Annotated in this window: 12 protein-coding genes; 4 read left to right on the top strand and 8 right to left on the bottom strand. The window is 72.2% G+C overall.

Annotated features, from left to right (window positions below):
• The first annotated feature begins 144 nt into the window (after nucleotides 1–144).
• The 4 genes from AB0E85_RS16705 to AB0E85_RS16690 are packed head-to-tail and all read left to right on the top strand — an operon-like array spanning nucleotide 145 to nucleotide 4,061.
• Nucleotides 145–435, top strand: a complete 291-nt coding sequence (locus AB0E85_RS16705) for a hypothetical protein (RefSeq protein WP_234846170.1) — start codon at nucleotides 145–147, stop codon at nucleotides 433–435.
• Between the two features lie 57 nt (nucleotides 436–492).
• Nucleotides 493–1,329 (top strand): hypothetical protein, encoded by an 837-nt coding sequence (locus AB0E85_RS16700; RefSeq protein WP_361927214.1) that lies wholly within the window; start codon nucleotides 493–495, stop codon nucleotides 1,327–1,329.
• An 18-nt stretch (nucleotides 1,330–1,347) separates the two neighbouring features.
• Complete coding sequence (locus tag AB0E85_RS16695; RefSeq protein WP_361927212.1) at nucleotides 1,348–3,288, top strand: fumarate reductase/succinate dehydrogenase flavoprotein subunit; 1,941 nt, start codon at nucleotides 1,348–1,350, stop codon at nucleotides 3,286–3,288.
• Nucleotides 3,285–4,061 carry a succinate dehydrogenase/fumarate reductase iron-sulfur subunit gene (locus tag AB0E85_RS16690; RefSeq protein WP_361927210.1) on the top strand — a complete coding sequence of 259 codons (777 nt, stop codon included), beginning with the start codon at nucleotides 3,285–3,287 and terminating at the stop codon, nucleotides 4,059–4,061. Before AB0E85_RS16695 ends, AB0E85_RS16690 begins: the two co-directional genes overlap by 4 nt.
• Nucleotides 4,062–4,074: 13 nt before the next feature.
• Here AB0E85_RS16690 and AB0E85_RS16685 read toward each other — a convergent pair whose 3' ends face one another.
• From AB0E85_RS16685 to AB0E85_RS16650, 8 genes are all read right to left on the bottom strand, one after another.
• Nucleotides 4,075–5,166, bottom strand: coding sequence for a glycosyl hydrolase family 18 protein (locus AB0E85_RS16685; RefSeq protein WP_361927208.1), 1,092 nt, complete (start codon nucleotides 5,164–5,166; stop codon nucleotides 4,075–4,077).
• 66 nt (nucleotides 5,167–5,232) lie between these two features.
• Nucleotides 5,233–7,866 (bottom strand): SpoIIE family protein phosphatase, encoded by a 2,634-nt coding sequence (locus tag AB0E85_RS16680; RefSeq protein ID WP_361927205.1) that lies wholly within the window; start codon nucleotides 7,864–7,866, stop codon nucleotides 5,233–5,235.
• Between the two features lie 252 nt (nucleotides 7,867–8,118).
• Nucleotides 8,119–8,562, bottom strand: coding sequence for an ATP-binding protein (locus tag AB0E85_RS16675; RefSeq protein ID WP_361927202.1), 444 nt, complete (start codon nucleotides 8,560–8,562; stop codon nucleotides 8,119–8,121).
• Between the two features lie 125 nt (nucleotides 8,563–8,687).
• Nucleotides 8,688–9,143 (bottom strand): (deoxy)nucleoside triphosphate pyrophosphohydrolase, encoded by a 456-nt coding sequence (locus AB0E85_RS16670; protein WP_361927200.1) that lies wholly within the window; start codon nucleotides 9,141–9,143, stop codon nucleotides 8,688–8,690.
• Between the two features lie 60 nt (nucleotides 9,144–9,203).
• Nucleotides 9,204–9,398, bottom strand: a complete 195-nt coding sequence (locus AB0E85_RS16665; RefSeq protein WP_033311135.1) for an SPOR domain-containing protein — start codon at nucleotides 9,396–9,398, stop codon at nucleotides 9,204–9,206.
• A gap of 341 nt (nucleotides 9,399–9,739) precedes the next feature.
• Nucleotides 9,740–10,492, bottom strand: coding sequence for a GntR family transcriptional regulator (locus AB0E85_RS16660; RefSeq protein ID WP_062928885.1), 753 nt, complete (start codon nucleotides 10,490–10,492; stop codon nucleotides 9,740–9,742).
• A 392-nt stretch (nucleotides 10,493–10,884) separates the two neighbouring features.
• Nucleotides 10,885–12,057: a histidine kinase gene (locus AB0E85_RS16655; protein WP_361927197.1), complete on the bottom strand. Its 1,173-nt coding sequence runs from the start codon at nucleotides 12,055–12,057 to the stop codon at nucleotides 10,885–10,887.
• On the bottom strand, nucleotides 12,054–12,713 hold the full coding sequence (locus AB0E85_RS16650) for a response regulator transcription factor (RefSeq protein ID WP_361927194.1): 660 nt from the start codon (nucleotides 12,711–12,713) through the stop codon (nucleotides 12,054–12,056). The genes AB0E85_RS16655 and AB0E85_RS16650 overlap by 4 nt, the downstream gene beginning before the upstream one ends.
• Between the last annotated feature and the right edge of the window lie 47 nt (nucleotides 12,714–12,760).

Raw genomic sequence — 12,760 nt, 5'->3', positions numbered from 1 at the left:
GCGCAACGCACCGCACAGTGCACCCACGCGCCTCGGCCAATCGATGCACATCCCTTCACAGCACAAGGTGTGACGCGCAACACTCGCAGGCGCATGAGCGTTGCCGCCTTGGGCCGCGAAGACCCGTGGAAGTGAGGGCAAGTCATGTCCGTTCACGACGAACTGATGTCAGTCCAGCGCAGTCTCGACGAAGTGTTCCGATCGCTGGGACGCCTGGAGAAGCAGCTCGGCACCGGCGGTCTGGAGATGCGCCGCGTGCGTGCCGACGCCAACCACCTGCGCGAGAGCGTCGCCCTGCTGCGCGACGCCGCCGCGTCACCGGCCGCGCCGAAGCGCCCCGAGCTGGTCACCATCTCGGACACGCCGTACGACTCCGCCTTGTGGAGCGACTCGGACGACGAGGGGCTCGGCGCCCGGGACCGGCGCGCTCCCTGACCCGGGGAGGAGTCGAGCGCGACCGGCACCTCCCCCGAACCCGACCGGAGTCGTCACGTGGCCACTGGTACGGAATCCCCCGCCACCGAACCCAGACCTGAGAGCGGCGGTGTGCGGGGTGGTACGCGCGCCGCGATCGCCGCCCCGCATCTGCGCACCGACCGCTGGTGGCTGGCCCCGGCCGGCACCGCGGCCGGTCTGCTCGCGTTCATCGTGTACTCGACCTGGCGGGCCTTCGCGAACGCCGACTACTACGCGGCGCCGTACGTCTCGCCCTTCTACTCCCCCTGCCTGGCGGAGAACTGCGAGCCGATGAAGGCCGGCCCGAACTGGGAGATCTTCGGCAGCTGGTGGGGCATCTCGCCCGCGATCATCATCCTGATCTTCCCGCTCGGCTTCCGCCTGACCTGCTACTACTACCGCAAGGCCTACTACCGCGGCTTCTGGGCGTCCCCACCGGCCTGCGCGGTGGCCGAGCCGCACCGGAAGTACAGCGGTGAGACCCGCTTCCCGCTGGTCCTGCAGAACATCCACCGTTACTTCTTCTACGCCGCGATCGCGGTCGCCGGGATCCTGACCTACGACACCGTGCTCGCCTTCCGGGACGAGACCTACGCCTGGGGCCACATGGGGCTCGGCACCCTCGTGTTCCTGGTCAACATCGTGCTGATCTGGGCGTACACGATCTCCTGCCACTCCTGCCGGCACATCGTCGGCGGCAAGCTCAAGCACTTCTCCCGGCATCCCGTGCGCTACCGGATGTGGCAGTGGGCGGGGAAGCTCAACGCCCGGCACATGCAGCTCGCCTGGGCGTCGCTGGTGAGCGTGGCGCTCGCCGACTTCTACGTCTACCTGGTCGCGTCGGGCGCCTTCGACGATCCGCGCTTCTTCTAGAGGGATGAGGCCTTACTGATGTCCGTGGTCGACCGGCAGGAGTGGGACGTCGTCGTGGTGGGCGCGGGCGGTGCCGGGCTGCGCGCCGCCATCGAGGCCCGCGAGCGGGGCGCCCGTACGGCCGTGATCTGCAAGTCGCTGTTCGGCAAGGCACACACCGTGATGGCCGAGGGCGGCATCGCCGCGGCGATGGCCAACGCCAACGAGAACGACACCTGGCAGGTGCACTTCCGCGACACCATGCGCGGCGGCAAGTTCCTCAACCAGTGGCGGATGGCCGAGCTGCACGCCCAGGAGGCGCCGCAGCGGGTGTGGGAGCTGGAGACCTGGGGCGCGCTGTTCGACCGCACCAAGGACGGCCGGATCTCCCAGCGCAACTTCGGCGGCCACGAGTACCCGCGCCTCGCCCACGTCGGCGACCGCACGGGCCTGGAGCTGATCCGCACCCTCCAGCAGAAGATCGTCTCCCTCCAGCAGGAGGACTTCAGGGAGACCGGCGACTACGAGTCCCGGCTGAAGGTCTTCCAGGAGTGCACCGTCACGCGCGTGCTGAAAGAGGGCGGCCGGGTCTGCGGGGTCTTCGCCTACGAGCGCGAGTCGGGCCGCTTCTTCGTGCTGGAGGCACCGGCCGTGGTGATCGCCACCGGCGGGATCGGCAAGTCCTTCAAGGTGACGTCGAACTCGTGGGAGTACACCGGCGACGGCCACGCCCTGGCCCTCCTCGCGGGTGCTCCCCTGCTGAACATGGAGTTCGTGCAGTTCCACCCGACGGGGATGGTCTGGCCGCCCTCCGTGAAGGGCATCCTCGTCACCGAGTCGGTGCGCGGCGACGGCGGTGTGCTGCGCAACTCCGACGGCAAGCGGTTCATGTTCGACTACATCCCCGACGTCTTCAAGGACAAGTACGCCGAGACGGAGGAGGAGGGCGACCGCTGGTACGACGACCCGGACCACAACCGGCGCCCGCCCGAGCTGCTCCCCCGCGACGAGGTCGCGCGGGCGATCAACGCCGAGGTGAAGGAGGGGCGCGGCTCGCCGCACGGGGGCGTGTTCCTGGACGTGTCGACACGGATGCCCGCCGAGGTCATCAAGCGGCGACTGCCGTCGATGTACCACCAGTTCAAGGAGCTGGCGGACGTCGACATCACGGCGGAGGCCATGGAGGTCGGGCCCACCTGCCACTACGTGATGGGCGGGGTCGCGGTGGAGTCCGACACGGCGGCGGCGCGCGGGGTGCCCGGGCTGTACGCGGCCGGTGAGGTGGCCGGCGGCATGCACGGCTCCAACCGGCTCGGCGGCAACTCGCTGTCCGACCTGCTGGTGTTCGGCCGCCGGGCGGGCCGGCACGCGGCCGATTACGCGGCGGGGGTGTCCGGAGCGCGGCCCGTCGTCGACGACGTCCAGATCGACGCGGCCGCCGCCGAGGCCCTGCGGCCCTTCTCGGCCGAGGCGGAGACCGAGGAACCTGCGGGTGGCCCGCCGGAGAACCCGTACACCCTCCACCAGGAACTCCAGCAGACGATGAACGACCTGGTCGGCATCATCCGCCGGGAGCCGGAGATGGAGCAGGCCCTTCAGAAGCTGGCCGAGCTGCGGGTGCGGGCGCGCCGGGCCGGGGTCGAGGGGCACCGGCAGTTCAACCCGGGCTGGCACCTCGCCCTGGACCTCAGGAACATGCTGCTGGTCAGCGAGTGCGTGGCGCGGGCCGCGCTGGAGCGCACCGAGTCGCGCGGCGGCCACACGCGCGAGGACCATCCGGGGATGGACCGCGCCTGGCGGCGGATCAACCTGCTGTGCGCGCTCACCGACCCGACGGGCGGCCTGGCGGCGACGGACCCGGTCCGCGGCCAGATCGCCCTCACCCGTGAGACGACCGAACCCGTCCGTGCCGACCTGCTCGCTCTGTTCGACAAGGAGGAGCTGGTCAAGTACCTCGCCGAAGAGGAGCTCTACGAATGAGCGGCTACACGGCCCACTTCAAGGTGTGGCGCGGGGACGTGAGCGGCGGCGGCCTTGAGGACTTCGAGGTCGAGGCCAACGAGGGCGAGGTGGTGCTCGACATCATCCACCGCCTCCAGGCCACCCAGACGCCCGACCTCGCCGTGCGCTGGAACTGCAAGGCCGGCAAGTGCGGTTCCTGCTCGGCGGAGATCAACGGCCGGCCGCGGCTGATGTGCATGACGCGCATGTCGGTGTTCGACCGGGACGAGACGATCACGGTGACACCGCTGCGGGCGTTCCCGGTCGTCCGCGACCTGGTCACCGACGTGGGCTTCAACTACACCAAGGCCAGGGAGGTCCCGGCCTTCGTGCCGCCGGCCGGTGTCGCCCCGGGCGAGTACCGGATGATGCAGGAGGACGTGGACCGCTCGCAGGAGTTCCGCAAGTGCATCGAGTGCTTCCTGTGCCAGGACACCTGCCATGTGGTCCGCGACCACGAGGAGAACAAACAGGCGTTCGCCGGGCCCCGGTTCCTGATGCGGGTGGCGGAGCTGGACATGCACCCCCTGGACGCGGCGGCGGACACCGGCCTGGACCGCAAGACCACCGCCCAGGACGAACACGGCCTCGGCTACTGCAACATCACCAAGTGCTGCACCGAGGTCTGCCCCGAGGGCATCAAGATCACGGACAACGCGCTGATCCCGCTGAAGGAGCGGGCGGTGGACCGCAAGTACGACCCGCTGGTGTGGCTGGGCTCGAAGATCAGGAGGCGCTCTTCAACAGGCTGAGGGCGCGGTCGGGTCATCGCACCCAGTCCTCCTTGTAGGCACGCCAGTCCGCCTCGGTCGCGGCGAAGTCGATGTACAGCGCGACGCCGAAGTTGGCCCGGTCGGCGTCGGTGCGGGAGAGCCCGAGCCGGACGCCCCGGACGGCTGCCGGCACGGTCTCGGCGTGGCCCCAGTGGTCGAAGTTGCTCTCGTAGTAGAAGGGCAGGCCCATCAGCAGGTCGGTGGAGGGCGGGGTGACCTCCAGGGCGAGGGAGGTCTGCTGGGCGACGTAGCCGCCGTAGGTGCCCTCCAGCGGCTGCGCGGTGTCGTACGTCATCACGGCGATCTGGTCGACGCGGCGGGCGACCTGGCCGAAGAACTCCTGCGACCACCACTTGGGGTGTTCGGTGAAGAGGCCGAACACGGTGTGGAGGGCCGGGAGCGGGTCGATCTGGTGGGCGGCGACGGAGAGTTGGGCGTCCCGGGAGCGGGTCTCGCGGCGCAGGGCGTCGAGGAGGGTGAGGAAGTCGCGGTCGTCGGACGGCATCGGCTCCAGGTCGAGGTGGATGCCCTCGTAGCCGGTGTCCAGGACCTGACGCGCGGAGCGGACGACGGCCGCGCGGGTGTCCCGGTCGTTCAGGAGCATGCCCTCGCTGTTCTCGGAGGCGAGGACGTCGCCGAGGAAGGCCTGGACGCGGACGCCGGGCAGTTTCTCGTGCACGGCGTCGATGAACCAGCGAGCCTTCGGATAGACCGACTTCGGGAGTGTCCCGTCGTGCTCCAGCGGGCCCGAGTGGACGTACAGGTCCCGGATGCCGGTGTCCTCCAGTCGCCGGGCCAGGGCGTCGACGTCGGCGTCCTTCTTGCGGCCGTCGACCCAGGCGTGGCCGAGCCAGAGGGCGTCGCGGTCGCGGGTGCGGGTGCCGTCGGCCGGGTCGCCCGTGTAGTTGATGCGGAGGGCTGTCAGAACGGCCAGGAGCGGGACCAGCAGGACCAGGACCACGGCGAGCGCCGTGCGTCTGATCCAGCGTCGGCGCCGCTTGCCTTCTTCCTCGGGTGCGGGGGCGTCCTGCGCGGCGTCTTCGGCGGCCGCCTCGGCCGGGGTGGTGCCTTCCGTGCGGTCCATGCCGTCTCCCCGGTGTTGCGGATGGTGTTGCCGGGGATGACGATCAGTACGGACGTTCGGTTGCCGTCAGAACAGGCTCAGCAGCGCCTCCGCGGGATCCGTCAGGCTCGTGTCGCCTCCGGGCAGGGGCAGTTCGAACCACACCGTCTTGCCCCGGGGCGTGCGGCGGGAGCCCCATGCGGCGCTGAGGAGGCCGACCAGCTGGAGGCCGCGGCCGCCCTCGTCGGTGTCGCGGGCCCGGCGGCGGCGGGGCTGGACGAGGCCGGAGTCCCAGACCTCGCAGACCAGGGTGCGGTCGAGCAGCAGGCGCAGCCGGATCTCGCCCTCGCCGTAGCGCAGGGCGTTGGTGACCAGTTCGCTGACCAGGAGTTCCGTGGTGTCTACCAGGGGTTCCATGTCCCAGGCGAGCAGCTGGGCGCGGGCGTACTCACGGGCCCGGCCCACGCTGCGCGGCTCGCGCGGCAGGGTCCAGTCGCCGACGGAATCCGTGGGCAGTCCCTGTACACGTGCCATCAGCAGCGCGATGTCGTCCTCGCCGTGGTGGGTGTCGAGGGTGTTGAGGACGTGGTCGCAGACGTCCTCAAGCGGCTGCGTGGGGTCGGAGAGCGCGCTGACGAAGGCTTGGAGGCCCTCGTCCAGGGGGTGGTCGCGGCTTTCGACCAGGCCGTCCGTGTAGAGCGCGAGCAGGGCGCCTTCGGGCAGTTCGACCTCGACCTCCTCGAAGGGCTCCCCGCCGACGCCGAGCGGCATGCCCGGCGGCACGTCGAGCATCAGCGCCGCCTCGCCCGGCTCGACCAGCACGGGCGGCAGATGGCCCGCGTTGGCGAACGTGCAGCGCCGGGTGACGGAGTCGTAGACGGCGTAGACGCAGGTGGCGAGGTACACCTCCGACAGGTCCGCCTCACGGGGGCGGCGGGCCGCCCGGGTCGCCTGCTGCACCCCGCCGGGGGCACCGAGGCCGCGGGCGATCTCGTCCAACTGGGAGAGCACCTCGGCCGGTTCCAGGTCGAGCTGGGCCAGGGTGCGGACCGCCGTGCGGAGTTCGCCCATGGCGACGGCGGCGCGCAGGCCGCGGCCCATGACGTCGCCGACGACCAGCGCGGTGCGGTGCCCGGGCAGTTCGATGACGTCGAACCAGTCGCCGCCGACCTCGCTGGGCCGACCGGTGTTGACGTTGCCGGGCAGGTAGCGGCAGGCGATGTCGAGGCCGGAGGCCTCCGGGTCGCCGGGCGGGAGCAGGGACCGTTGCAGTATCAACGCGCGTTCGTGCTCGCGGCGGTAGAGACGGGCGTTGTCGATGCAGACGGCGGCCCGCGCGGCCAGTTCGACGGCGAGGTCGCGGTCCCGGTCGCCGAACGGCTCGCTGCCCTTGGTCCGGGCGAACTGCACCAGCCCGACGACGGTGTCGTGGGCGACCATCGGCACCGCGAGCGTGGACTGCACGAGCCCGCCGTCCTCGCCCGGGACGGTCTGCGGGCGGGCCGTGCGCAGGGCGTCCGCGCAGGGCGAGTTGAACGGGTAGTGGTGGACGGCGCCCACCGCGACGGGCACCCCGGTGCCGGCGAAGGGCGCGTCGGAGACGGCGCTGGCGAAGGCGACCCGGCGCAGCTCGGCGCTGCCGTCGGCGAGCCCGGGCGGGGTCTCGTCGCCGGCCAGCAGGCCCTGGTAGAGGTCGACCGTGGCCAGGTCGCAGAAGCCGGGGACGACGACGTCCAGGAGTTGCCGGGCCGTGGTCTCCAGGTCGAGGGAGTTGCCGATGCGGGCGCCCGCCTCGTTCAGCAGGGCGAGGTTGCGCCGGGCGGCGGCGGCTTCGCGGGCGGCGGCGCGGCGGGCGGTGATGTCGATGCCGAGCCAGGCGATCCCGATGGGACGGCCCGAACCGCTGTGCACCCGGTAGAGGTTGACGGACCAGTGGCGGCGCTCGTCGGAGCCCGGCACGAAGCCCGTGACGTGCATGTCGGTGATGGAGCTGCCGGTCTCCAGCACCCTGCGCAGCGTGGCGGCGACCCGGTCGGCCTCGCCGCGCTGGAGGTAGTCGTGGACGCCCTTGCCGCGGTGGTCGTCGGGCGCGCCGCCGAAGATGGAGGCGAACCGCTGGTTGACGCGGCGGACCCGCAGGTCGGGGTCGATCAGCAGGAAGCCGAACGGGGATTGACTGAAAATGGCCTGCGAGGCGGCGAGGTCGGTCTCGATGCTGCGCAGCGTGCGCACGTCGACGACGATGCAGACGGCCGCCTTGTCGCCCTCCTCGGTGCGCGTCGGCATGACGTACACCTCGGCGAGTCCCTCGTGGCCGCACTCCCCCTCGGCGCCCCGCGGCATCCGGAAGGGCACCACGCCGGTCCACTCGCGGCCGTCGAGGATCTCGGCCATCTTGCGCATGCCGCGCTCGCGGTGGCGCGGGTCGATGAACGCCTCGATGGGGTCCATGCCGACGGCGCGGTCGGCGGGGATGCCGAAGAGGTGCTCGGCGCGCAGGCTCCACTGCTCGACCAGCCCGTCGGGCCCGATGGAGAAGGACGCGACCTTGATGTAGTCGTAGATGGATCCGGGGGGACTGCTCTGCCACATGGCGTCCCCCTGCGGGACCCCGTCGGCCGCGAGCGCACCCCCCACCGCGGAGGCCAGGCCGTCGGCCCTCGCCCTCGCGCCCTCCGACGGGTCCTCGGACTCCGTGGCCTTCGCTGGTATCTCGCTCACGCGAACCGTCCCCTCCAGCTCACCGCGTCCGGCACCGGTCACCGGGGGCGGCTGCCCGCAGTATCCAGCACTACGGTGCCGCACAACACGGTGTTCACGATCACAGCACGGTCCCGATGGTTTTCGGTCCGGACCGTGACAACACTTCCAGTCTTCTAACCAGGGGACACGGCGTCGAATCCCGTCCGTCGGCAACCGCCACTGGCCTGAACCATTCGCTCTACAGCGGTAAGGCGTACGTACACCGGATTTTCACTCCGGCACCGCGAGTTCGAACCACACCGTCTTGCCCGAGACGCCGGGCCGGGTGCCCCACCGGCGGGAGGAGGAGGCCACCAGGTGCAGTCCGCGGCCGCTCTCGTCATCGAGCCGGGCGGCCCGCTCGCGGGGCGGGTCCGGCAGCGGGTCGGAGACCTCGACCAGGAGGACGGCGACCGGGCCGGTGGGGCGGACCAGGCGGACCCCGATGGGGCCCGTGGCGTGCCGCAGGGCGTTGGTGACCAACTCACTGACCAGCAGCGCCGCGAGGTCCGCGAGGCTGTCGAGGCCCCAGTCGCGGAGCCGGCCGCGCACGGCCTGGCGGGCGGTGCGCACGGCGCCCGGTTCGGCGGGGAAAGCCCACTCGGCGCAGTCACCTTCGGTGTCGATCACGCCGATCACTTCCCAGGCAGGAGCCCCGCCCATGTCCGAATTCATGGGGTTAATAGGCACATACCCGATATCCAGGGCGGAGTACCGCGCAGGGCAGCGCACAGTGACACGAAAGGCGTAGGGGGCGCTCCCGAGGACCCTGCGATCGGGCCGCACGCCCCCCGCCTGCTTCAGGCGCCGGGCCCTCCCGGGACGTCCGGGCCGGGACCGCGGGGGGCGAGGCCGTCGACGGCCATCAGGTGGGCGAGGGCCTGCCGTACGGCCGGGACGTCCTGGTCGAGCCAGGGCACGTCCCAGACCTCGCCGGGGCCCAGCCAGCGCAGTTCGTCGTGGTCCTGCAAGGGCTCGGGGAGTGCGGAGCCGGGTCGCAGCCGGGCGGTCCACACGTGCAGGACGTAGGGCGCCCTGAGGGGCCACTCCCCCGGGACGCGGCCGTCGACCTCGGCGTCGACGCCGAGTTCCTCACGCAGTTCCCGCGCGAGCGCCGCGTCGGCCGTCTCGCCGGGCTCGACCTTGCCGCCGGGCAGCTCCCAGCGCCCGGCCAGCTCGGCGGGCGCGCTGCGCCGGGCGGCCAGCAGCCGGCCGTCCTCGACCAGCGCGGCCCCTACGACGATCCGCTCACTCATGCGGGGAGCCTACGGGAGCCCCACGGGCCTCCGGTCACCTCCCCGGGTGCTCCCACGGGGTCAGTCGTGCGCCACGGCCGGCCCGTTCTGGCCGAGCCGCTCGACCCAGTAGAGCTGCTTGTGGCCGCGACCGTCGAGGCTGTCCGCGATCTTCTGGGCCTCGGCCCGGGTCGCGTAACGGCCCACGCGGTAGCGGTTGCCGTTGTCGTCCTCTCGTATCACGAGCCAGGGAAGAGTGACCGTGCTGTCGTTCATCGCGCCCCTCCACTTCCCACCCGCGGCCTGTGCCGTGCCCCACCCGCTAAGGAAACCGCAATGCGCATATGCCCGACCCTACGCCTAACCTTCACGGAGCGAATACGGCTTTTCACAAAGAGGTACGCAACCAGCCAGAACGAAGGGGGCGCACAGCGGCGAACGCGCCGCCCACGTACCTCGGCGCAACCAGCCGGAGGCATACCGCATACACGTCCGTCGACCTGGGCACATGACGAACGCCCCCGGGACCCGCGCCACCCCGTCCCGCGAAGGTCCGAGCGGAGACGGTGTGAGCGGGGCGCTCGGGGAGCGCACCGCGGGGCGGATGTGAGCGCCGGCTACTTGACCGGAAGGTGGTAGGCGACCCGGTACCGGTCGGCCGGGATGACCACGTCGGCCGTCTCGACCGGGCGGCCGGAGGCGTAGAACGTGCGCTGGACGACCAGGACCACATGCCCGGGGACGCCGCCCAGGACGAGCAGTTCCTCGGCGAGGCCGGGCCGGGCGCCGACCTCCTCCGTGACGTTGTCCACGATCACGTCGATGGCGCGCATGCGCTCGACGACGCCCATGCCGCCGACCGGCCCCTCCTCCGGCAGCATCACGGGCGTCCGGCCCGTCACGGCGAGGGGCTCCCAGGAGGTGGAGAGCATCATCGCCTCACCGCCCTCGCGGTAGAGGTACCGCGTGCACATGACCCGCTCACCCGGCTCGATGCCCAGCCGCTCGGCGACCGCGACACTCGCCTCGGACTGCTCGCTGCTGGACTCCCAGGTGCCGCGCCCCTCGCCGTCGGCCTGCTCCTGGCGGAACGGGGTGGCCCCGCCCGTCGGGCGGTAGCCGGAGCGGGAGATGCGCCGGGGCACGGGCCGCTCGCGCACATACGTCCCCGAGCCGGAGCGGCCCTCGACCAGGCCTTCCGCCATGAGCACCTTGCGGGCCTCCAGCGCGACGGTGTCCGAGACCCCGTACTCCTGGCGGATTCTGGCCTGGGAGGGCAGGCGGGTGTGCGGTGGCAGCTGACCGTCGACGATCTTCTGGCGGAGATCACCCGCGACGCGCAGGTACGCCGGCTGCTCACCGAATGTCACTGGCCGCTCCCATCAGGTTGTACAGACAGCAACAGCGTGGCAACCGTAGGTTCCGTGGTGCAAGCAAAGGCCAGAGAATCACTCGATGTGATGACATGGTGGCCCTGAGGGCTTTACGCAGGCGGTTTCTCCCCGCTATGGCCGCCGTCACACCTGCGCTGCGGTGTCCCGGCTCTCGTCCCGCCCGGGGCGGGCGGGGTCGCCGCCGGCCCGAGGGCCTTGCGCGCCGTGACGGTCGCCCGGCCGCTCCTCGCACCACGGCACGGCGTACGGGCTTCCTGGACCAGGCTTCCCCGGCGTGAGCCGCACGCCACTCGCCCTGGACTGTGCGCGTCGCCCCATGACGGCCGGGTGGCTCGGCGATCCCGCGCCGTTCGCGGAGGACGAAGCCCCTAGGGGGTGCCCGTCCACCCCACCGGGAAGACCGCCCGCACCGTGAAGCCGCCGTCCGGCGCCGGGGCCGCGTGGAAGTCGCCGCCCAGCAGGTGGGCCCGTTCGCGCAGGCCCACCAGGCCATGGCCGCCGCCGGGGATCGGCGGCCGGTCGGCGACGCGACCGGGGGCGGTGTTGTGCACCTCGACGTGCAGGCCGGCCGCGCAGCGCACCCGTACCCGCGCCCGCGCACCCGGGGCGTGTTTGCGGATGTTCGTCAGCGCCTCCTGCACCGTGCGGTACGCGGCGCGCTCCACCGGTTCGGGCAGCGGGACCGGGGGGACCGACACGTCGAGGTCCACCGCGAGGCCGCTGTCGCGGACCAGCTCCGTGAGGTCGGCAAGACCGGCCCCCGGTGCGCCCGGCGCGTCGCGGTCCCCCGACGTGCGCAACACACCCACGAGGTGGCGCAGTTCGGTCAGGGTCTGGGCCGACAGTTCGTGGATCGTGCGGGCCGTCGTCCGCACGTCCGTGTCCCCGGGCCGGCCCACCTCCAGCGCACCGGCCTGGAGGCTGATCAGACTCACCTTGTGGGCGACGACGTCGTGCATCTCCCTGGCCAGCCGGTTGCGTTCGGTGGCCAGTACCCGTTCGGTCAGGACCTGGTTCTCCCAGGCCCGCCGCTCCGTCGCCGCCCGCAGGCGCTCCTGGCGCGAGCGGACGGACCGGCCGAGGACGACGACGCCCGCCGCCACACCGACGCAGTCCAGGGCGAGCAGCGCGGTCTCCCGGTCGAGGGCGAGGGAGGAGACGCCGGCCGCCGGGTGGGGGAGGAACCAGGCCACCGCGACCGCCGCCGCGCCCGCCACGGCGACGAGGGCGTGCCCGCGCCGGACGGCGACGCAGTAGAGCGCGATCAGCGGGGCGAAGGCGATGTGTCCGAGGTACAGCCCCGGCAGGCCGGCGAGCACGGCCGCCTCGGGGGCCCGGCGCCGCACCAGCAGCGCGCCGGCGGCGACCAGCGCGAGCCACGTCCCGTGCCCGGACGTGAGGCCGTTGACCACCAGTCCGTCGACCAGCGCGACCAGCACCGGGAGCGCGCCGGAGGCGAGCCGCCGTACGGCGCCGGGGGTCTGCGGCCCGCCGCCCCCTTCTCCGGCCGGGGGTGCCCCGGACGCCGGCACCCCGCTCATCGCCGCCCCGGTCCCTTCTCGACCAGGTCCGCCCGGTCCGCGACGACCGCCGCCTGCACCCGGTTGAGACCGCCCAGCTTCGCCAGCACGGCGCTCACGTGGTCCTTGACCGTGCCGTGCGCCAGGTGCAGCCGGCTCGCGATGGCCCGGTTGCTGAGCCCGGCCCCCACCAGGGCGAGCACCTGCCGCTCCCGGCCGGTGAGTGCCCGCACACGCCGTACGGCGTCCTCGTCGCGGCCGGAGAGCAGGTAGCCGTCGATCACCTGCCCCACCGCCTCGGGCGCCAGCACCCGGCGACCGGCGGCCAGCGCCCGTACGGCGTCGATCAGTTGCTCCGGCGCGGTGTTCTTCATCAGGAACCCGGCCGCTCCCAGGCGCAGCGCCTCGTCCACGTGTTCACGGGCGTCGAAGGTGGTCAGCATCGCCACCGCGGGGGGTCGCGGAAGGGCGGCGACCTGCCGCAGCACGGCCGGCCCGTCCACGACCGGCATGCGGATGTCGAGCAGCAGGACGTCCACCCGCCCGTCCCGCACGGCCTCCACCGCGCCCACGCCGGCGCAGTCGGCGACGACGGTGATGTCCTGCGCCGAACCGAGGATCACGCGCAGTCCGGTGCGTACCAGTGGCTCGTCGTCCACCACCGCGACTCGTATCACTTCCGCCCCCCGCCCAGCGCGATCACCGTTCGTTACGACGTCCCTCC

Origin of the sequence: Streptomyces sp. NPDC029044, from assembly GCF_040637495.1 — a bacterium.
In the GTDB taxonomy this organism is placed as follows: domain Bacteria; phylum Actinomycetota; class Actinomycetes; order Streptomycetales; family Streptomycetaceae; genus Streptomyces.
This window is presented reverse-complemented; position numbering and strand designations above follow the sequence as displayed.